The sequence below is a fragment of the Streptomyces sp. LX-29 genome (assembly GCF_029541745.1).
In the GTDB taxonomy this organism is placed as follows: Bacteria; Actinomycetota; Actinomycetes; order Streptomycetales; family Streptomycetaceae; genus Streptomyces.
Window position 1 is genome coordinate 795632 of record NZ_CP089746.1, and the last position, 26071, is coordinate 821702.

Here is a 26071-nt window from a genome sequence, read left to right on the forward strand (position 1 = left end):
TCCCCGACCGACACGGAGCCAGCATGGGCGCCGCTGTCAGCACCGCACCACGTTAGCGTCGACCGGCACCGTGTCCCTCACCGACCTCGGTTTTGTCACGACGGTCGCCGTGTCGGGTCGAAGCCCAACTCGTGCGGATCGGCGAGGACTTCCACCGCGCCACGGTGCCGGCCGGAGGCTGTCGCCGAACGACGAGACGATCAGCCCGGACCGGCCGAACCCTCTCGTGCGCGGGCGCCGAGGATCCCGGCGGTGAAGCTCGCCAGCCGCCTCCGCAGCTCCTCGCGCGGAACGCGCTTCTCGCCGGCCAGGTGTTCGACGAGATCGGCTCGGGTGGCGGCGAGCAGGGCGTGGGCGGTGAAGTCGCTGTCGGGCAGCCCGGGAATGCGTTCCAGCATGCCCCGGAGCAGCGCGTGCCATCGCTCGTAGTGCTCCGTGCGGTAGGGGCTGTCGCTGCCCGCCTGCTCCAGCGCCAGCGCGAGGTGGCGGTTGTCGAGCTTGAAGCAGAGAACGGCGTCGAGCAGGGCCGGTACGCGCTGGAGCGGCGGGGTCGCGGGCCCCAGCGGGGGCGGCCCCGCCTCGACGGCGTCCCTGACGGGTTCGAGTCGTGCCGCGTACAGCGCGTGGATCAACCCGGTGCGATCGCCGAAGGCGCGGAAGAGCGTGCCCTTGCCGACGCCGGCCGCCGCCGCGATGTCGGCCATGGTGACGTCCTGGGGGCTCTGGCACTCGGCGAAGAGCGTGTCGGCGGCCGCGAGGACGGCCACCCGGTTGCGCGCCGCGTCCTTGCGTGGCTTGCGCTCGGTCATCGGCTGGCGCTCGGTCATCGGCTTCCTCCCGTTCATCTGCTTCCCCCCGTTGCGATCCGGACCCGCGGTCCGTATCGTCCACAAAGCGGACCGTGGGTCCGCATCATATCCGGGACGGAGACACTCATGCCCGCACACGCCTCGCCGGCAGATCTGTACCGGCACAGCCTGCGCCTCTTGCTGGAAAAGGACATCCCCGCCTGGGTCGGCCTGTGGGCCGAGCACGGTGTCATGGAGTTCCCCTTCGCTCCCCCGGGCTGGCCAGAGCGCCTGGAGGGCCGCGCGGCCATCGCCGACTACATGCGCCCCTACCCCGACCACATCGACCTGCGCGACTTCCCCGACCTGCGGATTCACCAGACCACCGACCCGGGGACCATCGTGGTCGAGACGCGCGGCGTGGGCCGCATGGTGGAGACCGGCGAGCCCTTCGACATGACCTACGTCGCTGTCGTGTCCGTCGAGGACGGACGCCTCACCTCCTACCGCGACTACTGGAACCCCCTCGCCGTCCCCGCGCCCGCCGCGGACTTCGCCAGGAGCAACGCCCGATGACCGCCTCCACCGGCACCACGCTCGTCATCGGCGCCACCGGCACCACCGGCAGCCGGACCGCCGCGCGGCTCGTCGCCGCCGGCCATCACGTCAAGGCCGCCAGCCGCCGTGCCACACCGCTCCCGGGCACCGAGCCGGTCCGCTTCGACTGGTACGACCCCGCCACCTTCAGCGACGCCCTCACCGGAGCCGACCGCGTCTCGCTCGTCCCGCCGCCGGGCGATCCGGACCCGGCCGCCGTCATGCTGCCCTTCCTTCGGCAGGCCCGCGCCGCGGGTGTGCACCGCGCGGTGCTCCTGAGCTCCTCGGCCATCCCCTCGGGCGGCCCCGCCGTGGGGGCGGTACACCAGGCCCTGCCCGACCTGTTCGACCAGTGGGCCGTCCTGCGGCCCTCGTGGTTCATGCAGAACTTCATGGGCACGCACGCCCACGCCCTCAGCATCCGCGACGAGGGCGTCATCCTGACCGCGACCGGGAGCGGCCGGGTCGGATTCGTCGACGCCGACGACATCGCCGCCGTGGCCGTCCACGCCCTGACCGACGACCTCGCGCCCAACACCGACCTGGTCCTCACAGGGCCCGAGGCGCTCCGCCACGACGACATCGCCGCGATCGTCACACAGGTCACCGGCCGCCCCGTGGTCCACCGCAACCTGACCTACGAGGCCCTGTGCGACCGCCTGGCCGCGGCGATACCGCTGGAGTTCGCCACGATGCTGGCCGACATGGACCGCGCCATCGCCGAAGGAGCCGAGGACCGCACCACCGACACCGTCCGACGCCTCACCGGCCGCCCGCCGAACAGCTTCCGGACGGTCGTCGAAAGGGAGCTGGCGTCCGGCGCGTGACGCGCCCGGACACCGCGCCCGGGTCCGGACCGCGGGGACGTCCCGCTCGTCGGGGCCGCGGGACGCCGAGGCGCCGGCTCAGGCGTCCCCGTACGCCTCGCCGCCCAGCTCCAGGGTGGCCGTGCCGGCGGTGGTGTCGGCCAGCCAGCCGCGGAAGGCGTCGAGGTCCGCCTCGGGCAGCCCGACCTCGATGGTGACGGCCTCCGCGTAGCGCACCTCGCGCACCGCGCGGCCGGTGGCCCTCAGGTCGTTCTCCAGCTTGCCGGCCCGCTGGTGGTCGACGGTGACGGTGGCCAGCCGGAACCGCTGTCGGGTGATCGTGCCCAGGGTGTCCAGCGCCTCGCCTACGGCGCCGCCATAGGCGCGGATCAGCCCGCCGGCGCCCAGCTTGACCCCACCGTAGTAGCGGGTGACCACGGCGACGACGTAGCGGACCTCGCGGCGCAGCAGCATCTGGAGCATCGGCACTCCGGCGGTGCCGCCCGGCTCGCCGTCGTCGCTGGCCTTCTGGACGCCGCCGTCGGCGCCGATGACGTACGCGAAGCAGTTGTGGGTGGCGGTGGGGTGCTCGGCGCGGACCCGCCGCACGAACTCCTGCGCCTCCTGCTCGGTCGCGGCGGGCGCGAGCGCACAGATGAAGCGGGACTTGTTGATCTCGATCTCGTGCACGCCCGCGCGCGGGACCGTCTGGTACTGCTCCTGCATCAGGCCACCCTACGTGCCGGAGGCCGGAACTCCGGATCCGGTCGCCCGGTGGGGGAATGGTCCGGGCGGGGCCCCGGTTGAGCTGGTCATGTACGGAGACCCAGCAACGATCCGCGAGATCCTCCAGAACACCGGCGACACCTGGGCGGTGGTCGGCCTCTCCACCAACCAGCGGCGGGCCGCCTACGGCGTGGCCGGTGTGCTCCAGCGCCACGGCAAGCGCATCGTGCCGGTGCACCCCACGGCGGAGACCGTGCACGGCGAGCGGGGGTACCGCTCGTTGCAGGAGATCCCCTTTCCCATTGACGTGGTCGACGTGTTCGTCAACAGCGACCTGGCGGGTGCGGTGGCCGACGAGGCGGTGGCGATCGGCGCCAAGGCGGTGTGGTTCCAGCTCGGGGTGGTCGACGAGGAGGCGTGGCACCGCACCCGGGACGCCGGGCTGGCCATGGTGATGGACCGATGCCCGGCGATCGAGCTGCCGCGCCTGGGCTGAGCCGCGACGGCCGGCGCGGGGGATGCGCTAGCGTCGGTCCATGATCCCCATACGAGCCGCGCTGCCCGCCGACGCCGCCGAACTGGTCCGTCTGCGCCGGCTGATGTTCGCGGAGATGAACGGGCGGGACGAGCCCGGCGCTTGGGAGCGATCGGCCCGAGAGATCGCGTTCCGCCAGCTGTCGGAGGACGGCCCGTGTCTCGGCGGGTTCGTGGTGGAGGGCGACCCGCGCGACGGCGGCGCCCACCTGGCCGCCTGCGCGATCGGCCGGGTGGAGCAGCGGCTGCCCGCGCCCGGCCATCCGACCGGGCGGTTCGCCTTCGTCTTCACGGTCTGCACCGATCCTCGCTATCGGGGCCTCGGCTACGCGCGGGCGACGACCAAGGCCCTGCTGGACTGGTTCGCGGGCCACGGTGTCACCCGCGTCGACCTGCACGCCTCGGAGGAGTCGGAGCGGCTCTACCGGAGCCTCGGCTTCGCGGAGCATTCCATCGCGCTGTCACTGGACCTCACCCGGCGCGGGCTGGAGCGGGCGGGCTGACGCCGGCGGGAGCCGAGGCGGGGCCGGAGCCGAGGCGGGGCCGAGGCGGGGCCGAGGCGGGGCCGGAGCCGAGGCGGGGCCGAGGCGGGGCCGAGGCGGGGCCGAGGCGGGGCCGGAGCCGAGGCGGGAGGGGGCGGGGCGGAAGCCGAGGCGGGGTGGGAGCGAGGCGGGGCAGTGGCCCCGCCCGTCAGGCCGCCAGACCCTCCAGCACCGTGGCGCCGGGGAGTTCGGCGAGCGCCTTGCCCGGCACGATGATCTTGCCGCGCCGACTGCCGCTGCCGATCAGGACGTACGGCGCGTCGGCGACCGCCGCGTCCACCAGCAGCGGCCAGTCGGCGGGCAGGCCGATGGGGGTGATGCCGCCGAACTCCATGCCGGTCTCCCCCGTCGCGGTCTCCATGGGCGCGAACGACGCCTTGCGCGCGCCGAAGTGACGACGCACCACGCCGTTGACGTCCGCCCGGGTGTGGGCGAGGACCAGGCAGGCGGCGAGTGTCACCTCCCCGCCCCGCTTGGCGGCGACCACGACGCAGTTGGCGGACTGCTCCAGCAGCCAGGAGCCGTAGTTGGCCACGAGGACGGCGGTGTCGGCCTTGTCCGGGTCGGTGTCGACGTACCGCACCTCGGTCACCGGGACACCGCCGCTCCAGCCACGGAGCGCCTCCGCGACGGGGGCGGTGAGCAGGTCGAGGCAGTCGATGGCGGGCCGGACGTCGGTGAAGGCTTCCATGGGCGTTCTCATGGCCGCCAAGCTACCGGCCGCGGCCCGGGGCGCGGAGTGCCGTCTCAGGGTGCGGGAGCCGCCGCGCGGGCCGAGGCGCACGTGACGCCGGCCGTACGGCGCCGTCGCGCGGGGCGGTAGCGGTACGGCGCCGTCACGCGGGGCGGGCGGCCGTACAGCGCCGTCACGCTGGGCAGACGGCCGTACAGCGCCGTCACGCTGGGCAGACGGCCGTACAGCGCCATCGCGCTGGGCAGACGGCTGTACGACGCCATCGCGCTGGGCAGACGGCTGTACGACGCCGTCGCGCGGGGCGGTAGCGGTACAGCGCCATCGCGCTGGGCAGACGGCCGTACGGCACCATCGCGCGGGCGTCCATCGGTGCCGCCGCCCACCGAGGCGTGCGCGCGACCGCGCGGGCCCGGTTCGGCGCCCGGCCCGACCGAGCCTGGGGCCGAGTCCCCGACCGCGCGTTGGGCCGACTTCCGCCCGCGCGTTGGGCCGGGGTCCCAGCCGCGTATGGGGCCAGGGTCCTGCCCGCGCGGGGCGCCCGCCTCAGCACGCGGTGACGGCGGCCCACCCAGCGGCCCGCACCGAGGATGAGCCCCCGCCGCGCCTCAGCGGTCGCCGGCGGGGACGCCGTCTCCCCGCGCGGGTGCGGTGGGGCGCGGGCCGGTGCCGACGTCCCCGAAGGCCGCGGCCTCGCCGGACTCCTCCAGCTCGGCGAGCGCCAGCAGCTGGTCGGCGGTCATCCCGGCCGGGATCGGCACCGGCGGCGGGGTGCGCAGCGGCGGCTGCCAGCCCGCCTCCGGGTCCCAGCGGCGCACGATCTTGGCGGGCGCGCCGGCGACGACCGCGTGGTCGGGGATCTCTCCGCGCACGATCGCGCCCGCCGCGACAACGACGTTGCGGCCCAGCCGGGCGCCGGGCAGTATCACCGCCCCCGCGCCCAACCAGCTGCCGGTGCCGATGCTGACGGGGGCGCTGCGCGGCCACTGTCTGCCGATGGGCTGGGTGGGGTCGTCGTAGGAGTGATTGTCGGAGGTCACGTAGACGTAGGGGCCGCAGTAGACGTCGTTGGCGATGACCACCTCCTGGGACGCCACGACATGGCTGCCGCGCCCGAGGACGACGCCGTCGCCTATCCGTATCACCGGATCGGGGCCGAGCTCGTGGTCGGGCACGAAGCCGGCGGTGAGGGTGACCTGTTCCCCGATGATGCAGAAGTCGCCCAGTTCGATCCAGCGTTCGCCGAAGACGGTGCCGAGCGGGAAGGCGAGCCGGGTCCCCACGCCGATCCGGCCGAAGCGGTACGGGCCGGGTCGTTCGGCGGTCACCGCGCCCGCGTCACGCAGCCAGCGCCAGCCGCGGTGGACCGCGCGGGAGACCAGGCGGCGCCGCGCGGCCGCGAGGGATGAGAACACGTTCTGGTTCTTCGGCACCCGCACACCGTATCCCCACCCACCTGCCCGACCGCGGCCAGGACGGGTGGTTGACCTGCGTCCCGAGCATGGTCAGGCTGGGGCCGGGCCCGGCGCGGCCCGATCACGGAGCTGACGGAGGCGGGAGTCCGATGAGCGGCGACGCGGTGGTGGTGGGTGGCGGGCTGGCCGGGATGCTGGCGGCGGCCGCGCTGTTAGGGCACATGGACACGGTCACCGTCGTCGAGCGTGACCGCTATCCGGCGGAACCCGCCTTCCGCAAGGGCGTTCCCCAGGGCAGGCATCTGCACGTCCTCCTCACCGGCGGTCAACGTGCCCTGGAAGAGCTGCTGCCCGGCATGGTCGGCGAGCTGAGGGCAGCGGGGGCGCACCGGCTGCTGATACCGCGCGATCTGCTGACGCGCAGCCGGAACGGCTGGCAGCGCCGCTACCACGAGGAGCGGCACTCGATGATCACCTGCACTCGCCCGGTGCTGGACGCGACCGTGCGGAGCCGGGTGCTGGCCGCCGCGGCGCGCTCCCGCACGCGCGTGGAGGTGGTGCAGGCCAGCGAGGCCGTCGGGCTGCTGGGCGGTCCCGAGCGGGTCACCGGCGTCCGGATCCGTTCCCGCGCGGGCGGGCCAAGCCGGCACGGCGCCCCGGAGGCGGCGGTGGGAGTGTCGGGGGACGTCCTCGGGGAGCGGGGTCGCCGGGGCGCCGGCGGCGCGGAGGAGCGGGAGCTGCCCGCCACGCTCGTCGTGGACGCCTCCGGACGCGGCTCGCGCGCGCCGCGGTGGTTCGCGGAGCTGGGGCGGCCGGCGCCGCGCGAGGAGATCATCGACGCCGGGATCGGCTACACCACGCAGGCGTTCCGACCCGTCGAGCCGCTCGACGCGGCCGTGGCACTGCAACCGGAACCGGGGTTCCCGCGCGGGGCGGCGTGGTTTCCGGTCGAGGACGGAATCTGGCTGTTGACGCTGTCCGGGGTGCGCGGCCAGCACCCGCCCACCGGCGTCGGGGCGGATGGCATGGCGGCGGTGCTGGACTACGTCGGGGCCTACGGCGAACCTCATCTGCACGACCACCTGAAGACCGCCGAGCCGGTCTCCCCGCCGTTCGGCTTCTTCGACACCGCCAATCGGCGCCGCTTCTACCAGGCGCCCGGGGGCGTCCCGGAGGGCTTCATCGCGGTCTCGGACGCCGCCTGCACCTTCAACCCGATCTACGGACAGGGCATGTCGGTCGCGGCGCTGAGCGCCGTCGCGCTGAGCCGACTGCTCCGGTCCCGGAGCGGCCCGCGCCCGGACCGGCCCGGCTTCGCCGCGGCGGCACAGCGGGCCGTCGCGCGGTCCGGCGACACCGCCTGGCTGACCGCCGTCGGGGCGGACCGACCGTTCGCCGCGGACGCCGACGCCACCCCGCCGAGCGCCGCCGAACGGCTCGCGACCTGGTACTTCGGCCGACTCGCGGACCGCGCGGTGATCGACCGTACCGTCGGGGCCGCGTTCCGTGACATCACCTATCTGACCGCGTCGCCGAGCCGGCTGCTGGCCCCCGCGGTCGCGCTGCGCACCGTGGCTCTGCCGCGCCGCCGGGGGCTCGTCGGCCCGCCACCGCGGGTGGAGGGGACGCCCCGCTGAACCGGCGCCCGATGTGCGCGCACCCCGCCTGACCTGCGGAGATATAAGAAGAAGCCGCCGAGCGGGGCCGGCGGGGGTAACCTGTCAAGGGTTAACAGTGGTGTCCACCCGGCACAGGAGGCGCCCCATGCCGAATCCGGGATCCCCATCCGACGTCGCGCACGCCCCGCGGCCGCTCGTAGCCGTCCAGGACTTCCTCAACTCGCTGCACGTCGGTCGCGGCACGGACGAGCTGACCGACCCCGCCCAGGCGCCCCACTGGCTGGAATCCATCGGGCTGCGGCTCGACCGGCAGGGCGCACCGGCCCGACAGGCGATGCTCCCCGCCGAGCTGACCACCCTGGCCTCACTCCGTACGGCGTTGCGCGAGCTGGTGCTCGCCGACGAGGACGCGACCGACCGGAGCCATGCCGCGGTCTGGATCGAGCAGCTGGCCGCCGCGACCCGCTACATCGTCCGCACCGACCACGAGGGGCGGATCCGCTTCGAGCCGGTCGGCACCCGCGTCGAGCGGCTGGTCGGTCACCTGCTGACGCTGGTGCACGACGCCCAGCGGGACGGGAGCTGGGAGCGGTTGAAGATCTGCCGCAACCCCGCTTGCGCCTGGGTCTTCTACGACTACTCCCGCAACCACTCCGCGATCTGGTGCTCGATGGGGATGTGCGGCAACCGGCACAAGGTCAACCGGCACCGCGAGCGCAAGCGGGCCAACGCGTCCACCACCACCATCCAGCTCGCCTGAGCCACCGCGCGGCCCGGCGCCCGGCCGGCCCCTCCCGGGTCACCCCGCCGGGGCGGAGCCCGACGCGCGCACGCCCGGCACCACCACCGGCGCTCCGTCCGCGGACGCGGTGAGGATCTCCGCCTCGATGCCGTAGAGCTCCCGCACCAGGGCGGCGTCGACGATCTCGCGGGGCGGGCCGGCGGCGACGACGCGACCGTCCCGCATGGCGACCACGGAGTCGGCGTAGCGCGCGGCGGCGGCAAGGTCGTGCAGGACCATGACGATCGTCCTGCCCTCCGCGGCGATCTCCCGGACCAGGTCGAGGACTTCGACGGCGTGACCGATGTCGAGCGCGCTGGTCGGCTCGTCCAGCAGCAGGACGGGGGTCTCCTGGGCGAGCGCCATCGCCAACCAGCAGCGCTGCCGCTGGCCGCCGGAGAGCTGGTCCAGCCGGCGGTCGCCGAGCGCGGTGACGCCGGTGGCCCTGAGCGCCCGGTCCACCGCCCGCTCGTCATCCGGCGACCACTGGCGGAACAGCCCCTGGTGCGGATGGCGTCCGTACCGCACCAGCCCGGCCACGGTGACCGCCTCGGGGGCCTGCGGGGACTGCGGGAGGAGGGCGATGCGGTGGGCGGCGGCGCGCTGGTTCAGCCGCCAGACGTCGGCGTCGCCGGCGAACACCCGCCCGGAGTCGGGCTGGTGAAGACGCGCCATGCAGCGCAGCAGCGTCGACTTCCCGCAGCCGTTGGGGCCCACGACCGCGACCACCTGGCCGGACGGCACGACGAGATCGACGCCCCGGACGGCCTGATGGCCGGGATAGCCGGCGGTGAGCTGCTCGACGCGGAGTTCCACGGTGGCGGGCCTTTCCGAAGGGGGACGAGGGCGGTTGGACAGCGTGCGCGCCGGAGTTTCCGAGGGTTCGCGGCGACAAGTGTGGAGCAACCCTTGCCCAGAGGGCATAAGGTAAGGCTAACCTTACCCATTGCGGCGGAACTGTGAAGCGTTCGCGAACAGCCCGTCGTACCCTGACCACTTGACGCCGGAGCCGTTGATGACCCTGCTCAACCCCTTCCGCCCGACCACCGCGCGCCGCGCGGCGCGGACCCTCGCGGCCCTCGGAGCCGCGGTGCTCCTGGTGTCGGGGTGTGGCTCCGACTCGGACTCGGACGCGTCGGACGGCGGAGGCAAGGACGGCGCGAAGACGCGCACGGTGAAGGACGCCACCGGCAGGCCGGTGGAGGTGCCGGTGGCGCCCAAGCGGATCGTGACGCTCACTCAGGAGGACCTGGACGCCGTCCTGGCGCTGGACGTCGAGCCGGTCGGCATCACCAACGGCCAGGGGCTCAGCGAGCCGCCCGAGTACCTCGCCGACAAGGTCAAGGACGTCGAGGTGGTCGGCAATCTGCTGCAGCCGGTGATGGACAAGGTCATCAAGGCCAAGCCGGACCTGATCCTCGCCGGCGACATGCAGGACGAGCAGGTGCTCAAGCAACTGCGCGAGATCACCCCGGCGACGCTGGTCACCATGGCGCCCGCGGACGACTGGAAGCTCTCCTTCCGCGGCGTGGCCAACGCCGTGAACAAGCTGGACCAGGCCAACAAGGTCATCTCCGACTACGAGGCCGACGCCAAGGCGGCGGGCGCGAAGCTGGGTGCCGACAAGGGCGCCGAGGTCAGCATCGTGCGCTGGAACCCCGACGGCCCGAGCTGGATGGAGAAGAAGCAGTTCGCCAGCGGGGTCGCCCTGGACATGGGCCTCAAGCGGCCCAAGGCCCAGAACAAGGACGGCAACGCGCACACCCCGCCGCTCAGCCTGGAGAAGATCAACGAGATCGACGGCGACTGGCTGTTCCTCTCCACCCTGACCTCGGACGGCGAGAAGGCCCTGAAGGACGTTCAGGAGAAGCCCGCCTACAAGGAGTTGACCGCGGTGAAGGAGGGCCACGCCGTGACCGTCGACGGCTCCGTCTGGTCGACCCGCGGCGGGCCGCTGGCCAGCCGGGTCGTGATGGAGGACATCACCAAGGCGCTCACGAAGTCCTGACGACGCGTACGGGCATGTACGGACGCGTACCGACCGGCAAGCCCTGACGGCACCCCGCCCGCACAACTGTCCGCACGCCCGCCAGCACTCCTGACGGCACGTCCGGCACCTGCCGGCGGCGGCCGACCGGGGCAGCGCCCCGACCGGGCACGTCGGCAACCCGCAGACCGGCACGTCCAACCGTACGTCCAGCATGACCTGACGGTGCGTCCCGACGGCACCGCCCCGACGATCAACCGCCGACGGATCGGGCGGCCGCGAAGTCCGCGGCCGTCCACGCCATCCCCACCGCGCCGTCGATCAGCGCCCGTTCCGCCGCGGCCCCCAGGGCGGCCGCGGCGAACTCCGGCTCGTGCGGGCCGCAGGCCCCACCGGTGATGTCCAGGACCGGGTGGATGGACGGCACGGCGTGCGAGACGTTGCCCATGTCCGTGCAGGCGAACGGCTCCCGGGCCTCCGGCTCGGGCCGGCCCAGCGCACGGGCGTTGGCCCGCCACAGGGTGGTGAGGGCGGGGTCGGAGCGGAAGTCCAGGTAGTCGGGCTCGGGACGGGTGAGGGTGACCTCGCAGCCCGTCGCCAGCGCGCCCGCGCGGAAGCAGGCTTCGACCCGCTCGCGCAGTTCGCGCAGGTCCTCGGCGGCCAGGGCGCGGATCTCGTACTCGGCGGTGGCCCGGTCCGGGATCGCATTCGGAGCGGTGCCCGCGCTCGTGGTGACTCCGTGCACCCGCCAGTGCGGGGGCAGTTGCTGGCGCAGCAGGCCGAGGGCGACCTGGGCGACCGTCAGGGCGTCGGCGGCGTTGCGGCCCTCGTGCGGGTTGAGGCTGGGGTGCGCGGCGCGGCCGGTGTACGCCACGGAGAGGGTGCCGAGCGCGAACGAGCGGAAGTCGGCGACGTCGAAGGGGCAGGGGTGCACCATCATCGCCGCGTCCACCCTCTCGAAAGCGCCGGCCTCCAACAGCAGGGCCTTGCCCGCGCCGCGCTCCTCCGCCGGGGTGCCCAGCACCCTTACGGTCAGGCCGAGTTCGTCCACATAGGGGGCGAGGCCCAGGGCGGCGCCCACGCCCGCGGCCGCGATCAGGTTGTGGCCACAGGCGTGACCGAGGCCCGGCAACGCGTCGTACTCGCAGGCGATGGCGACGGTGACCGGCCCGCTTCCCACGGTGGCGCCGAACGCGGTCTCCAGGCCGTACGCCGGTGCCGTCACGGCGAAGCCCTGGGCGGCGAGCAGTTCGGCGCACCAGGCCGCCGCGCGGTGCTCGGCGAAGGCCACCTCGGGATGCGCGTGGATGCGGCGACTGAGGTCCAGCAGCGCGGGCCGGTGCACGGCCACCCGGTCCCGTATCGCGTCCTTGAGCGTGCTGGGCGCGGTGGGCGGTGCGGCGGGTTTCGCGACGACGCCACCGCCGCTCTCCGTGGCCTCGACGGCCGTGGCCCGCTCGACTCCGGTCATGACTGGTCCCCTTCAACGGATGGATCGGTCGGCTCGCGGAGGGGCGGTCGCACCCTCGCGGCATAGCGCAAGATAACTTAGGCTTACCTAAGTTTGCGTCACCGATGTGTCCGGTGTCGCAGACCGTTCTCGTCCACCGGGAGTTCCCACACATGCGTCTTCCGCTGCTTGCCGCACAGGCCGGAGTCCTGTACGCCCAGCAACTCGATCCGGACAGCACCGCGCTCAACACCGCGGACTGCGTGGAGCTCCAAGGCCCCCTGGACGAAGCGCTGTTCGAGCAGGCGCTGCGGCGCACCACCGCCGAGGCCCAGACCCTGTCCCTGCGCGTCGCCGACGACGGAGGCACCCCCGTCCAGTTGGTCGTGCCGGACCCGGAGTGGCGGCTGCACCGGCTCGACGTGCGCGACGCCGACCGACCGTCGGAGGCCGCCGAGGCGTGGATGCGGGCCGACCTGGCCCGCCCGGTCGACCTCACCGGCGGAACGGACCTGGTGACGCAGGCACTCATCCGGGTCGCCGACGACCGCCACTGGTGGTACCAGCGCGTCCACCACTTCGCCGTCGACGCCTACGCGCTCCAACTGCTGGGGCGCAGGACGGCCGAGGTCTACACCGCGCTCGCCGCCGGTCGGGAGCCCGCCGAGAGCTCGTTCGCGGCGCTGAGCGACCTGACCGCCGAGGAGACGGCGTACCTGGGCGGTGAACAGTGCACGGCCGACTGGGAGTTCTGGCGCGACCGCCTGGCGGACCGCCCCGAGCCGGCCACCCTGGCCCCCGCGCTCGCCCCGGCCCGGCACCGGTTGGACACCCCCGGGGCGGACGGCGAGGACTCCCCCGACCCGGGTCGCCCCGAGGGCGCCGCCCGGCGTGGTGCCCCGGCGGACGGTCAGCCACCGCACGGGACCCGACCCCACGGCGCCGGAACGACCGAACCGGCCGGAACCACCGCGTCGGTCGCTGTGGTCCCGGCCGTTCGGGGGCCGCGGCACCACGCCCCCCGGCGTAGAGCCCTCACCCTGCCCGCCGGCACGCTGGCGCGCCTGGAGGAGGCGGCCCGCGCCGCGAAGGCGACCTGGGCGGAGCTGCTCATCGCGGCCACCGCCGGCTATGTGCACCGGATCACCGGCAGCCAGGACGTGGTGCTCGGGCTGCCGCTGTCCAACCGGCGCGGCCCGGCGGCCCTGCGCACGCCGGCCATGACGGTGAACGTGCTCCCGCTGCGCCTCTCCGTGCGGCCCCAGGACACCGCGGCGGAACTGCTGCGCCGGGTGGTGCTGGAGGTGCGCGCGGTCCGCCGCCATCAGCGCTACCCGCAGGCCGACCTTCGGCGCGACCTCGGTCTCACCGCCGCGGACCAGATGCTGACCGGGCCCATGGTCAACATCAAGCCCTTCGAGGGCGACCTCGACTTCGGCGGACTGACCGGCACGGTGCGCAACCTCGCCGCCGGACCGGTCGAGGACCTGTCCGTCACCGTCTCGCCCACCGGGGACGGCGGCCTGCGGCTGGGCCTGGACGCCAACCCGGCCCGCTATGACGACGCCGCGCTCGCCGCCCATGAACACGGGCTGCTGGCCTACCTCGACGGTCTGTCCGCGCTGCTGCGCGACGCGCCGCACCGGCCGGTGGGCGGGGTGGACCTGCTCGACCCGCCCGCCGTTCACCAGGCCACCACCGGACGGAGCGAGCCCCCGACCGGACGGACGCTGCCTGAGCTGCTGGCGGAGCAGGCCGCCCGCACGCCCGAGGCGACGGCCGTCCACAGCGGCGCCGACCGGCTCACCTTCGCCGAGCTGGACGCGGCCGCCAACCGGCTCGCGCACCACCTGAGGGGGCTCGGCGTGCGCGCCGAGACGCCCGTCGCGCTCGCCCTGCCGCGCGGCGTGGACACGGTGGTGGCGCTGTTCGGCGTGTTGCGGGCGGGCGGTGTCTGCCAGCCGCTGGACCTGGAACACCCCGCCGCCCGCACGGAGGCCGTGCTGGCCGACGCCCGACCCGGCTGCGTGGTCGGCACCACCGAGGCTCTGGCCGGGCTGCCGCAGCACTCCCTGCCCACCGTCGCCCTGGACGCCCCGGACACCCGGGCCGCGCTCGCCGACCGCCCGGCCACCCCACCGCACCCGGCACCCGCCCCGGAGCAGGCCGCCTACATCATCCACACCTCCGGTTCCACCGGCCGCCCCAAGGGCGTCGTCGTCAGCCACGCCTCCCTGGCCAATCTGCACGCGGGGCACGGCACCGACCACATCGCGCCCGCGCTCGCCCGCACCGGTCGGGACCGGCTACGGATCGCTCACACCGCCTCCTTCGCCTTCGACGCCTCCTGGGACCCGCTGCTGTGGATGGTCCACGGGCACGAGCTGCACCTGCTCGACGACGCGGCCTACCGCGACCCGGCCGCGCTCGCCCGGTACGTCGACGAGCAGCGCGTGGACTATCTGGACACCACCCCCTCCTACACCGAGGCGCTCCTCGCCGAGGGCCTGCTGGACGACGACCGACACCGCCCCGCCGTGCTGGTCGTCGGCGGTGAGGCCGTGCCCGCGCCGCTGTGGGAACGGCTGGCCGGGACACCCGGACTCCACCCCGTCAACCTGTACGGCCCCACCGAGACCACCGTGGACGCCTACTACTGGCTGCCGGCCTCGGTGCCCGGCACGGAACCGGACGCCGCGCGCGACGGTCGCGCGGCCACCCCTGACCCCGCTGACCCCGCTGACACCGACCCGACGCACACCGCCGAAGCGGATCCCCAAGCGCCCGGCCGGGTGACCGGGCGCCCCGTGCGCGGCTCCCGCGTGTATGTGCTCGACTCCTCCCTCCGTCCCACGCTCCCCGGGTTCGTCGGAGAGCTGTATGTGGCCGGGGCCTGTCTGGCCCGCGGCTATCTCCACCGCGCGGGGCAGACCGCCGAACGGTTCACCGCCGACCCGTTCGGCGCCCTGCACGGCGATCCCGGCGGCCGGATGTACCGCACCGGCGACCTGGTCCGACGGCGTGTCGACGGCACCCTGGAGTTCCTCGGCCGCGCCGACGACCAGGTCAAGATCCGCGGCTTCCGGATCGAACTCGGCGAGATCCAGGCCCGGCTGGCCGCCCATCCGGCCGTGGCCCAGGCCGCCGTGATCGCCCGTGACACCCCGCACGGCAAGCGGCTGCTCGCCTATGCGGTGCCCGTCCTCGACCCCGCCACGGAAACCGGCACACCCGTCACGGACACCGGCACACCGGCCACGGACACCGAAGCGCCCACCTCGGACGTCGGCGCCCTCGGCCACCCCACCGACACCCGCGTCCCCCTCCCGGGCACCGACGGCCTCGCCCTCGCCACGGACACCGGCGCGTCGGCCGGCGGCGCCGGGCGGCCCCCCGCCGGGCAGACCGCCGGGAGCGCCCGCCCGGCCGTCACCCCTGCGGCGCTGCGCGCCCATCTCGCCGAGACGCTGCCGGCGCACATGGTGCCGGCCACCGTCACGCTGCTCAACGCGCTGCCGCGCACCGCCAACGACAAGCTCGACGTCCGCGCGCTGCCGGACCCGGCCCCGGACTCCCCCGCCGGGAGCCGAGCGACGGGCGCCACCAAAGACGCGGCCGCCGCGCCGCGCTCCCCGCACGTGGACATCCTCCGCGGGCTGTTCGCCGATGTCCTGGACCTGGAGCAGACCCCCTCGGCCGACGCCGGCTTCTTCGACCTGGGCGGCCACTCGCTGCTCGCCGGACGGCTGGCCGCCCGCATACGGGAGTCCTTCGACACCCCGATCGGTATCGCCGACGTCTTCCGGCACGCCACTCCGGACGCGCTCGCGACCCTGCTGCGCGACCGCGGCCGCGCCGGAGCCGGCGCCGACGCGGCCGGCTCGGCCCCCACCGCGGACGGCGGCGAGGCTCCCGTGCTCGTGCCCGTCCCCCGCACCGAACGACTCCCCCTCTCCCCCGCCCAGAAGCGGCTCTGGTTCCTGCACCGACTCGAAGGCCCCAGCCCCACCTACAACATCCCCCTCGTCCTCTCCCTCACCGGGCCCCTCGACCGTGACGCGCTGCGGCTCGCCCTGCACCGCCTCACGGAGCGTCACGAGTCACTACGAACCGTATACCCGACCACTGACAACGCCGACGGAAACGAGCCCTACCAGCGGATCCTCTCCCCGGAGCAGGCCCGACCGACGCTTCACGACGCCCCGCCCGGAGCCACCCTCGCCGACGCCGTGCGGTACTGCTTCGACCTGGCCGCCGAACCCCCGCTACGCGCCACGCTGTTCAGCGACTCCGCCGAGCGGCACACGCTGCTCCTGCTGCTGCACCACATCGCCGGCGACGGAGCCTCCACCACCCCGCTCGCCCGCGACCTGGCCGCCTTCTACAGCGCGCGCGACCTCGCGCCGCTCGCCGTTCAGTACGTCGACCACACCGCGTGGCAGGAACGTCTCCTCGGCCCAGCGGACGCGCCCACTCCGCTGGCCAAGGCCCAGTCGGCGCACTGGAAGCAGGCCCTGGCCGGCCTGCCCGACCAGCTGGAGCTGCCCACCGACCGGCCCCGCCCGGCCGTCGCCTCGTACGCCGGCGACACCGTGCCGTTCCACCTGGACGCGGCGACGACCGCGGCGCTGAGCCGACTCGCGCGCGCCACGGGCACCAGCGTCTTCATGGCGGTGCAGGCCGGCCTCGCCACGCTGCTCACCCGGCACGGCTGCGGCACCGACATCCCGATCGGCACCCCGGTCGCGGGCCGCGCCGACGACGCCACCGCCGACCTCGTCGGCTTCTTCACCAACACGCTCGTGCTGCGCACCGACACCTCCGGCGCCCCCGCGTTCCGCGATCTGCTCGGCCGGGTGCGCGCCGCCACCCTGGCCGCGTACGAGAACGACGCGCTGCCCTTCGACCGACTGGTGGAGGAGCTCAACCCGCCGCGCTCGCTGGGCCGTCACCCGCTGTTCCAGGTGATGCTCGCCTGGCAGTCGCTGCCGGACGCGGAGTTCACGATGGGGCCTGCGGACGGTCCCCCGCTGACGGCGCGCATGGCGGCCGTCCCGTCCGGCACGGCGAAGTTCGACCTCACCCTCAACGCCGGGGAGCGGTCCGACGGGACGATCGCCGGATTCCTGGAGTTCCGCACCGACCTGTTCGAGCGCGCCACCGCCCAGGGCCTCGCCGAGCGGCTGACCCGGCTGCTCACCGCCGCCGCGGCCGCCCCCGACACCCCGATCGGGCGGCTGCCGCTGCTCGGCGCGGAGGAGCGGCGGAACGTCCTGGTCGACGCCAACACGCCCCGCCCCACGAAGCTTTCCGCGCCCGCCACGAGCACGGCCACGACCGACACCGCCGACACCGCCGCCCGCGCGAGCGCGGACTCCGAGCCGGCGTCCGAGCCGGCCTCCGCCCCGGACGCCGCGCCTCCGGCCCCGCCCACAACGCTCGCCGCGCGGTACGCCGAAGCCGCTCGCCTCCACCCCGAGCGCACCGCCGTGACCTGCGGCGAGGAGGCGATGAGTTACGCGGAGCTGTCCGCGCGGGCGCACCGTCTGGCCAGGCTGCTGGCCGCCCGCGGCATCGGCCCCGGATCCATCGTGGCGCTCGCGCTGCCCCGGTCACCGGACCTCGTCACGGGGCTGCTCGCGGTCTCCCTCTCCGGCGCCGCCTATCTGCCGCTGGACCCGGACTACCCGTCCGACCGGCTGGCGTACATGCTCGACGACGCCGCCCCGGCCGCCGTCGTCACCGACACCGCGACCGCGCCCCGGCTGCCCGCCGCCGCCCATGCGCTGCCCCTGGTCACCGTGGACGCCACGGATGTCTCGGGGTTCGCCGACGGGCCGCTCTCCCAGGACGAGCGCACCCGCCCGCTGCTCCCGCGGGACGCCGCGTACGTCATCTACACCTCGGGCTCCACCGGCCGGCCCAAGGGCGTCGTCGTCACCCATCACAACGTGACCCGGCTGCTGTCCGCCACCGACCACTGGTTCGGCTTCGGCCCCGACGACGTGTGGACGCTGTTCCACTCCTACGCCTTCGACTTCTCGGTGTGGGAGCTGTGGGGCGCGCTGCTGTACGGCGGCCGGGTCGTCGTCGTGCCGCACCTGGTCAGCCGCGACCCGGCCGCGTTCCTGGAGCTGCTGGCGACCGAACGGGTCACCGTGCTCAACCAGACACCGTCCGCGTTCTACCAGCTCAGTGCCGCCGACCGGGAGCGCCCGGGCAGCGGGCTCGCGCTGCGCTACGTCGTCTTCGGCGGCGAGGCGCTGGAGCTGGGCCGGCTCGCCGACTGGTACGAGCGGCACCGGGACGACGCGCCGACGCTGGTGAACATGTACGGCATCACCGAGACCACCGTGCATGTGTCGTACATCGCCCTGGACGAGGCCACGGCCGCCGCCGCGTCGTCCAGCACCATCGGCGTGACCATCCCGGACCTGCGGGTCTACGTCCTGGGCGACCACCTGGAGCCGGTGCCGCCGGGGGTGACCGGCGAGATGTACGTGGCCGGCGAGGGCCTGGCGCGCGGCTACCTGGGGCGGCACGCGCTCACCGCGGAGCGCTTCGTCGCCGATCCCTTCGCGCACCTCTTCGGCGAGCGCGGGGCGCGGATGTACCGCTCCGGGGACCTCGCCAGGCGGCGCGCCGACGGCGCTCTGGAGTACTTCGGCCGTGCCGACCACCAGGTCAAGATCCGCGGCTTCCGGATCGAGCTGGGCGAGATCGAGGCGGTGCTGGCCGAGCACCCGGACGTGGCGGACGCCGCCGTCGTCGTCCGCGAGGACACCCCCGGCGACAAGCGGCTGGTCGGCTACGCGGTGCCGGCGCGCGAGACCACGCCGGCGGCGCTGCGCGAGCACGCGGCCGCCGAACTGCCCGTACACATGGTGCCGTCGGCCGTCGTCCTGCTGGACCGGCTGCCGCTGACCGCCAACGGCAAGCTGGACCGCAGGGCGCTGCCCGCGCCCGACTTCGGTGCCGCCGTCACCGCCGACGGTCGACCTCCGCGCGGTCCGCGCGAGGAGCAGCTGTGCGCGATCTTCGCCGATGTGTTGGGCGTGCCCCGGGTCGGGGTGACGGACAACTTCTTCGACCTGGGCGGGCATTCGCTGCTGGCGGTGCGGCTCGCCGCGCGGGCGCGCGCCGCCCTCGGGGCGGAGATCTCCATCTCCACCGTCTTCCAGGCCCCGACGGTCGCCGCGCTGGCCGAGGCGGTCGACGCGGAGCTCAACGGCGAGCGGGCGACGGATCCGCTCGACGTGCTGCTGCCGCTGCGGCCGGCCCGCGCGGGCGACCGGGCACCGCTGTACTGCGTCCACCCGGCGGGCGGACTGAGCTGGTGCTACGCCGGACTGATCCGCCATCTGCCGGCCGATGTGCCGATCTACGGGATCCAGGCGCAGGGCGTGGGCCCGGCCACCGCGGACAAGCCGCTGCCGGGCACCCTGGAGGAGCTCGCCGGGCACTACGTCGACCGGATACGCGAGGTGCAGCCGACCGGCCCGTACCGGCTGCTGGGCTGGTCCACGGGCGGCATCATCGCGCAGGCCATGGCCACCCGGCTGCGTGACCTGGGCGCGGAGGTCGAGCTCCTCGCCATCCTCGACGCCTACCCCGCCGAGGGCTTCCGCGACCTTCCGGTGCCCGACCGCGCGGAGGCGATGGAATCCCTGCTGGCCATGGGCGGCTACGGGCTCGAGAGCCTGGAGGGCAAGCCCCTGGAGGCCGAGCACGTGGTGGAGGTGCTGCGCCGCGAGGGCTCCCCGCTGGCCAGCCTGGACGCGGCCACCATCGAGGCGCTCGGCGAGATCTACCTCAACACCAACCACCTGGTGCGGGGCTTCGACCACCGCGTCTTCGACGGGGACGTGCTCTTCTTCCGGGCCACCGTCGACACCATCGACGACACCCTCACCCCCGAGACATGGGCCCCCTATGTCTCCGGCCGGATACGGAACACGAACGTGGCCTGCTCGCACAAGGACATGACACTGCCCGAGCCGATCGCGCACATCGCCGCCGTGATCGCCGACCACCTGACCGGACTGGAGCGGGACCGATGAGACTCGCGGGACCGATGAGACCGCGCACCGTCGTCGTCCTCGTCTACACGGCCGCGATGTGCATGAACGGCCTGGACTCGACGATCGTCAATCCGGCGCTGTTCACCATCGCCGGCGACCTGGACCAGCCGGTCTCGGCCGCCAACACGGTCGAGACGGCGTTCCTCGTCGCCCTCGCGGTGGCGCTGCCGGTCGCCGGCTGGCTCGGCGACCGGTACGGCACCAAGCGGGTCTTCCTCGGCGCGCTGGCGGCCTTCACCGCGGCCTCCGCGGCCTGCGGGCTGGCCCAGGACCTGACCACCCTGGTGGGGGCGCGCGCCGTGCAGGGGCTGGCGGGCGGGCTGCTCACCCCGGTGGGCATGACGCTGCTGTTCCGGGCCGTGCCGCCGCACGAGCGGATCTCGCTGTCCAAGGTGCTGATCGTGCCGACGGCGTTGATGCCGGCACTCGGCCCGCCGCTCGGCGGCTTCCTCACCGAACACCTCTCCTGGCACTGGCTGTTCTTCGTCAACGTGCCGATCGGACTGGCCGCGGTGGTCCTGGGCGCGGTGGGGCTGCGCGAGCACGTGGAGGGGACCGCCGGCCCGTTCGACCGGACCGGCTTCTGGCTGGCCACCCCGGCGCTCGGGCTGCTCACCTACGCCCTCGGGTTCGGCCCGTCGCGAGGCTGGACGCAGCCGGGCGTGGCGGCCTGCGGCCTCCTCGGCGTCGCGCTGCTGAGCGCGGCCGCCGTCCACCAGTGGCGGGTGCCGGAGCCGCTGCTGCGGGTACGGCTGCTGGCGGACCGGGTGTTCGGCGCGGCGACGGCCCTGGCGCTGCTCACCTCGGCCGGGCTGATGGGTGTGCTCTTCGTCTTCCCGCTGCTGTACCAGGCGGCGCTGGGGGCGTCGGCGCTCGACGCCGGACTGAGCGTCTTCCCGGAGGCCGTCGGGCTGATGCTGGCCTCCCAGGTGGTGGACCGGCTGCTGCCCCGGCTGGGCCCGCGCCGGCTGGCCGTGCCCGCCCTGCTGCTGGCGGCCGGCGTCTTCGCCGCGCTGGCCGCCCCCGGGGTGGCGGAGCAAGCGTGGACCGTGCGGGCGTTGATGTTCGCCGTGGGCCTGGTGCTGGGCACGGCGGTGCTCACGGTGCAGATCGCCGGATTCGCCGACGTCTCGCCAGCCGACACCGGTCAGGCGATGGGCCTGTTCACCATCGTCCGCACGCTGGGCGGGGCGTTCGGCATCGCCGCCTGCGCCGCCGTGATCGGCGGGCACGGGGACGGCGCCGTCGACCCGGGCCCCTTCCGTACGGCGATCTGGGTCACCGCCGGCCTGGTCGCGCTGGGCGCGCTCGCGGCGCTGCGGCTGCCCGTCGCCGCGCCGGAGCCGCCGCCCTTCGAGGATGAGGGCGAGGGCGCGAGCGCGGACGAGGGCGCGGAGGAGGGCGGGAGGCCGGTCGAGGCGCGCAGCCCGGCCGCGGCACACGGCTTGGGAGAACCAGACGGTCCAGACGAGGCAGACGGTCCGGGGAACGGCGGTGGGCCGCCCGAGCACACGTCGGTGACGTCCGCCTGACGGTGGTCCCCCCGCCGTGGCAGGGGATCGACCCGAACGACGCGGGGGGGGCTGGCCCGTGCGGCGGCCGGTCCTGCTGTACAGCCCCGATCCACCCGAACGACGCCAGGAGGGGCTGGGGCGGCCGGGACTCCCGGCCGCCCCAGCCGGCCCCAGCCGGCCCCGGTCGGGCCCCATCGAGAGCCTCGGCAGTGCGATCAAGGCGGTCCACACCGCCGGGCCGCCCTGCCGCTCCGCGCGCCATCGCTCCGTTGAGCCGCGCGAGGCGACCGCGCGGTGCTTCACCGCGGACCGGCGCACCACGGAGGGCGCGGAGGCCGCCCGGGAACGTGCCGACGACATGCCTTCGAGGGTGCGCCGGAACGCGCGGCGGAGGAGACCACCCCGGTCTTCCTCCCGTACCGCGGCCTGGTCAGGCGGCTGTCCGCCGTCCCCTGACACGCCTCCCCGGCCGGAGGGCACGCCCTCCGGTCCGATCGACGGCTGCCGGCGATAGGACAGTTGCTAAGCGGCTGCGCCGAGTCGCCTGCTAAGCGGCTGCTACGAGCTGCCCAACAGCCCGGCCAGTCCGCTGGCGAGGCCGCCGCGCCAGCACGCGTAGTCGTGCCCGCCGTTGAACTCCTCGTAGGTCAGGTCGTATCCGCGCTCGCGCAGGACGTCGCGCAGCCGACGGTTCTGCGCGAGCAGCATCCACTCCTGGAGCCCCACCTCCAGGTGGAAGCGGACCGGCAGCCGCTCGCAGGCCGCGTAGCGGCCGGTCAGCCACTCCCCGCCGCTCTCGGACGCCTCGTCGTCCGGCCACCAGAAGGAGCCGGACTGCGCGAGCACGTTGCCGAACCGCTCGGGCCTGCGGTACGCGGCGAACGCGGCGGTGAGTCCGCCGGCGCTCTGGCCGGCGATCACCGTGCGCTCCGGGTCCTCGTCCGCGGCGTGCTGCCGGGCCGCCCAGGGCAGCAGGCGGTCGGCGAGCCAGTCGACGAACGCGTCGGAGCAGGAGAGGTCCTCGTGGCGACGGCCCATGGAATCCACCAGAAGGGTGACGGTGGGGGGAATACGGCCGTCGGCGAGGAGGTTGTCGAGGGTGTCGCCCACGCCGAGCACCGGCCCCCACATCTCGCCGTCCAGCAGCACCACCACCGGGTAGGGTCCGCCGTCCGCCCGGTGGCCGGCGGGCAGATGGACGGTGACCCGCCGCCCGTCCAACTCCTCGTCCCTGTGGGTGCCGCGGGCCGGGTCGGCGCGGCGTGCCGTCCAGGGCTGTGGAGGCGCCTCGTCCAGCGCCATCACGGACGCGGGGTGGCGCCCGTCGCGCGCCGGAAGCGGCGGGTCGGAGTTGAAGGGATCGGGCAGGGCCAGGTCCAGGACGCGTCGCCAGGACGCCCGGTCGGCGCGGAGCGCCTCCTCGCGCGGACCGTGGGAGACGTAGAACTGGTAGGAGGCGCGGTGGTCGGCGCGCAGCCGGTGGCCGATCGCCCAGACGCCGGTGCCGGGCAGCCGCGTCATCAGGTGGGGCACCAGGTCGCCCGCGTGCCGGTCCTTGTCCGTGACGGTGTGCAGCAGCGCCAGCACGTCGCCGGCCGGGCGGTCCGGGTCGTCCCGCCAGAGGAACGTGACCAGCCGGCGGGCCGGATCGCCGTCGGGATCGGGCTCCACGAGCGGGGTTCCGGTGGTCTCGACGTGCCGCCAGAACTCCTCCTCCGCGCGGGGTGTTCCGGTGCGTACGGCGTCGGCCAGGGCGCGCAGCGCGGGGCTCAGCACAGGGCTCGGCACGGAGTCTCCTTCACAGGGGGACGGGGACGGGGAGGGGGTGAGTTTCGGGGGTCAGTCGCGAGGGGAGGCGTCAGGCGCGGTCGGAGCGGCCAACGCGGGTGGGAGGGTCAGACGCGGGTGGCGGCGGAGCGGCCGAGGAGCACCCACAGCAGGAACGGTCCGCCCAGTACGGTCGTGACCACGCCCACCGGGATCTCCACCCCGTCGAACGCGATCCGGCCCAGGGTGTCGGCGAGCACCACGAGCGTGGCGCCGACCAGCATCGAGCCGATGACCGGCACCCGAAGCGGGCCGGCCAACCGCGAGGCGATCACGGGCGAGGCCAGGGCGACGAACCCGACCGGACCGCAGATGCCGACGGCCAGGCCGGCGAGCGCGACGGCCAGGGCGAGACAGATGGTGCGGGTGCGGCCCGGGTTGACGCCGAGGGAGGCGGAGGTGGCGTCGTCGAACCGCAGCACGCCCAGGTTGCGCGCGACCGCCAGGGTGAGCGGCACGAGCACGGCGAGCCCGATGAGGACGGGCCCGGCGACGCCGTAGCCGCGGCCGTTGAGGCTGCCGGAGGTCCATACGTAGAGGGAGCTGGCCGAGTTGAGGGAGCGGCGGGAGAGAACGACCTGGGTGGCGGCCGAGGCGAGCGCCGACATCGCCATGCCGACCACGAGCACCCGGTAGCCGCGCTGGCCGAGTCCGCCGGAGACGGTGGTGACCACGAGCACGGCCGCCAGCGCGCCCAGCGGACCCGCCCACCAGGCGCCGAAGGTCCCGCTCGCGCTGAGCGAGACCGACAGCAGGACGGCCGCCGTGGCGCCGTCGTTGACGCCCAGCAGTTCCGGGGTGGCGAGCCGGTTGCGGGCCAGGGTCTGGGTGAGGCAGCCCGCGAGCCCCAGGGCGGCTCCGGCCGCCAGCCCCGCCACGATCCGCCCCAGCCGGAACTCCTGCACCAGCAGCACGTCGAAGTGGTCCCCGTAGCCGAAGACGGCCCGGAACGTCCGGCTCACGCTCATATCGCTCTGGCCGGCGTACGCGGAGAGCACCACGGTCGCGGTGAGCAGCGCGGCCAGCATCAGCACGGCGACGGCGGCCCGGCGCGGCACCAGGAGCGACAGCGGGCCGCGCCGCAGCAGCAGGCTGTCCGGCGGTCGAACGGCATCGGGCGTCTCCCGAGCGGGCACGGCACCGCCGGACGCCTGAACAGCGCGCGCCCCAACCCCGGGTGTCGCGCCTCCAAGTGCCTCGGTCCCAGACGCCTCGGTCCCGGGCGCCTCGACACAGGACGTCGCCCCAACCACGGGCGTCACCAGACCCGGTACCGCAGCGTCGGGCTTCGCCTCGGCTCCAGGCGCTTCGACTCCAGGCGCCCCCGCCCCGGACGCCTCCACCCCGGACGCCTTCACGACCGCCGCCGTGGCGGCCGGTCGCCCCCGGCGCGCCGGGAGGGACCGCCCCGGCTGGAACCGTGCCGGGAGGCACCGCGCCGTGAGGCGACGGAGCGCCGTGGGACGACCGCCGCCCGCGGGGCCGTCCTCCGTCGCCGGCTCGGTCAGCCCCAGGGCGGCGAACTGGCGGGAGCGGACGATGCCGATGAGGACGGGGGCGCCGATGAGGGCGACGATGACGGAGACGGGGGCCTCGAACGGCCGGGAGACGACGCGAGCGAGGATGTCCGCGGTGGTCAGCACGCCGGCGCCGATCAGCCCGGAGAGCAGGAGGCGGGCGCTCAGCCGGGGGCCGGCGACCGCGCGGGCGAGGAATCCGGCGAGCAGCCCGAGGAAGGAGATGGGCCCGGCCAGCGCCACGGCGGCGGCGGTGAGCAGGGTGACGCCGACGGCCACCACCGTCCGGATGACCGGCGGCCGGTGCCCCAGCCCGCGGGCGAGGTCGTCACCGAGGGCGAGGGCGGAGAGCGGGCGCGCCACCAGCAGGGCGACCAGGAACCCGGCGACGAGCACCGGGGCGAGCCGCTTCAGCTCGCCGAACCCCTCGACGCCGGCGAGCGAGCCGAGCACCCAGAAGCGGAACCTGTCATAGGTCTCCGCGGAGTTGACCACGATCACGCTGGTGAGGCCGCCGAAGGTGGCGCCGAGCGCGGAGCCCGCGAGCACCAGCCGCATCGGCGAGCCGCCACCGCGGCCGGCGATGAGCAGCACCAGCCCGCTGGCGACGACGGCGCCGCCGAACGCGCAGACCAGATAGGCGTATCCGGTCTCGGCGCCGAGGAAGGCGATGCCCGCCACCACGCCGAGCGAGGCGCCCGCGTTGACGCCGAGCAGCCCGGTCTCGGCGAGCGGGTTGCGGGTGACGGCCTGGAGCAGACAGCCCGCGACGCCGAGCGCGGCACCCACCAGCAGCGCGGTCAGGGTGCGGGGCAGCCGCAGATCGCCGACGACCAGGTCGAGTCGGGCGTCGGCGCGAGCACCACCGCGATCCAACAGGTAGGCCATCACCTGCCCGGGGCCGACCTCGCCGGCCCCTATGGAGAGCGACAGCGCGGTGAGGACCAGGACGGTGGCGGTGAGCGCGAGGGTGGCGACCCGTACGGTGCGGGCCCCGGCGCCACCGCGCGGGCCTTCGTCCGGTCCCCCGGCCGGGCCTTCGTCCGCGATCTCCGGGGCGGCGGCTCGCCCTGGGACGGGGACGTCCAAGGCGGCGCTGGCCGCCGGGGCGGCGCGGTCATCCGGCTGCCCGTCCTGAGTCTTCGGGCCCACTCGCGGCAAGGTCATAAGGTAAGGCTAGCCTAACCATCAGCCCA

Annotated in this window: 18 protein-coding genes; 9 read left to right on the forward strand and 9 right to left on the reverse strand. The window is 74.6% G+C overall.

The genetic code is table 11. The annotated features are described in order from the left end of the window. Positions 1–200: 200 nt before the first annotated feature. Positions 201–809, reverse strand: coding sequence for a TetR/AcrR family transcriptional regulator (locus tag LRS74_RS03560; protein ID WP_277744579.1), 609 nt, complete (start codon positions 807–809; stop codon positions 201–203). Positions 810–935: 126 nt separating this feature from the next. Here LRS74_RS03560 and LRS74_RS03565 point away from each other — a divergent pair, with 126 nt between their 5' ends. Beyond that, positions 936–1364 (forward strand): nuclear transport factor 2 family protein, encoded by a 429-nt coding sequence (locus LRS74_RS03565; protein ID WP_277739599.1) that lies wholly within the window; start codon positions 936–938, stop codon positions 1362–1364. Continuing rightward, on the forward strand, positions 1361–2212 hold the full coding sequence (locus tag LRS74_RS03570; protein WP_277739600.1) for an NAD(P)H-binding protein: 852 nt from the start codon (positions 1361–1363) through the stop codon (positions 2210–2212). The genes LRS74_RS03565 and LRS74_RS03570 overlap by 4 nt, the downstream gene beginning before the upstream one ends. Before the next feature lie 78 nt (positions 2213–2290). Here the strand turns inward: LRS74_RS03570 and LRS74_RS03575 are convergent, their stop codons facing one another. After that, complete coding sequence (locus tag LRS74_RS03575; RefSeq protein WP_277739601.1) at positions 2291–2917, reverse strand: YigZ family protein; 627 nt, start codon at positions 2915–2917, stop codon at positions 2291–2293. An 88-nt stretch (positions 2918–3005) separates the two neighbouring features. Here LRS74_RS03575 and LRS74_RS03580 point away from each other — a divergent pair, with 88 nt between their 5' ends. Together LRS74_RS03580 and LRS74_RS03585 are read left to right on the forward strand one after the other, a co-directional pair. Beyond that, positions 3006–3413 (forward strand): CoA-binding protein, encoded by a 408-nt coding sequence (locus LRS74_RS03580; RefSeq protein WP_277739602.1) that lies wholly within the window; start codon positions 3006–3008, stop codon positions 3411–3413. Between the two features lie 40 nt (positions 3414–3453). Then, entirely contained in the window at positions 3454–3954 is a 501-nt protein-coding gene (locus LRS74_RS03585) for a GNAT family N-acetyltransferase (protein WP_277739603.1), read from the forward strand. 187 nt (positions 3955–4141) lie between these two features. Here the strand turns inward: LRS74_RS03585 and LRS74_RS03590 are convergent, their stop codons facing one another. From LRS74_RS03590 to LRS74_RS03600, 3 genes are all read right to left on the reverse strand, one after another. Then, positions 4142–4696 carry a YbaK/EbsC family protein gene (locus LRS74_RS03590; protein WP_277739604.1) on the reverse strand — a complete coding sequence of 185 codons (555 nt, stop codon included), beginning with the start codon at positions 4694–4696 and terminating at the stop codon, positions 4142–4144. Positions 4697–4740: 44 nt separating this feature from the next. Continuing rightward, positions 4741–4950 (reverse strand): hypothetical protein, encoded by a 210-nt coding sequence (locus LRS74_RS03595; RefSeq protein WP_277739605.1) that lies wholly within the window; start codon positions 4948–4950, stop codon positions 4741–4743. A gap of 342 nt (positions 4951–5292) precedes the next feature. Beyond that, complete coding sequence (locus LRS74_RS03600; protein ID WP_277739606.1) at positions 5293–6117, reverse strand: acyltransferase; 825 nt, start codon at positions 6115–6117, stop codon at positions 5293–5295. A gap of 131 nt (positions 6118–6248) precedes the next feature. Between LRS74_RS03600 and LRS74_RS03605 the strand changes: the two genes are divergently transcribed. Beyond that, positions 6249–7736: a hydroxylase gene (locus LRS74_RS03605; RefSeq protein ID WP_277739607.1), complete on the forward strand. Its 1488-nt coding sequence runs from the start codon at positions 6249–6251 to the stop codon at positions 7734–7736. 127 nt (positions 7737–7863) lie between these two features. Beyond that, positions 7864–8478: a CGNR zinc finger domain-containing protein gene (locus tag LRS74_RS03610; RefSeq protein WP_277739608.1), complete on the forward strand. Its 615-nt coding sequence runs from the start codon at positions 7864–7866 to the stop codon at positions 8476–8478. Between the two features lie 39 nt (positions 8479–8517). Here LRS74_RS03610 and LRS74_RS03615 read toward each other — a convergent pair whose 3' ends face one another. Continuing rightward, positions 8518–9315 (reverse strand): ABC transporter ATP-binding protein, encoded by a 798-nt coding sequence (locus LRS74_RS03615; protein ID WP_277739609.1) that lies wholly within the window; start codon positions 9313–9315, stop codon positions 8518–8520. Positions 9316–9514: 199 nt separating this feature from the next. Between LRS74_RS03615 and LRS74_RS03620 the strand changes: the two genes are divergently transcribed. Further along, positions 9515–10507: an ABC transporter substrate-binding protein gene (locus LRS74_RS03620; protein ID WP_277744580.1), complete on the forward strand. Its 993-nt coding sequence runs from the start codon at positions 9515–9517 to the stop codon at positions 10505–10507. Between the two features lie 232 nt (positions 10508–10739). On the opposite strand, the gene LRS74_RS03625 is transcribed toward LRS74_RS03620, so the two are convergent. Beyond that, positions 10740–11957, reverse strand: coding sequence for an amidohydrolase (locus LRS74_RS03625; protein ID WP_277739610.1), 1218 nt, complete (start codon positions 11955–11957; stop codon positions 10740–10742). 152 nt (positions 11958–12109) lie between these two features. Between LRS74_RS03625 and LRS74_RS03630 the strand changes: the two genes are divergently transcribed. Continuing rightward, positions 12110–19996, forward strand: a complete 7887-nt coding sequence (locus LRS74_RS03630; protein ID WP_277739611.1) for a non-ribosomal peptide synthetase — start codon at positions 12110–12112, stop codon at positions 19994–19996. A gap of 14 nt (positions 19997–20010) precedes the next feature. Continuing rightward, complete coding sequence (locus LRS74_RS03635) at positions 20011–21549, forward strand: DHA2 family efflux MFS transporter permease subunit (protein WP_277739612.1); 1539 nt, start codon at positions 20011–20013, stop codon at positions 21547–21549. A 540-nt stretch (positions 21550–22089) separates the two neighbouring features. On the opposite strand, the gene fes is transcribed toward LRS74_RS03635, so the two are convergent. After that, complete coding sequence (gene fes / locus LRS74_RS03640) at positions 22090–23319, reverse strand: enterochelin esterase (RefSeq protein ID WP_277739613.1); 1230 nt, start codon at positions 23317–23319, stop codon at positions 22090–22092. A gap of 107 nt (positions 23320–23426) precedes the next feature. After that, complete coding sequence (gene fhuB / locus LRS74_RS03645; RefSeq protein ID WP_277739614.1) at positions 23427–26042, reverse strand: Fe(3+)-hydroxamate ABC transporter permease FhuB; 2616 nt, start codon at positions 26040–26042, stop codon at positions 23427–23429. Positions 26043–26071 lie beyond the last annotated feature (29 nt).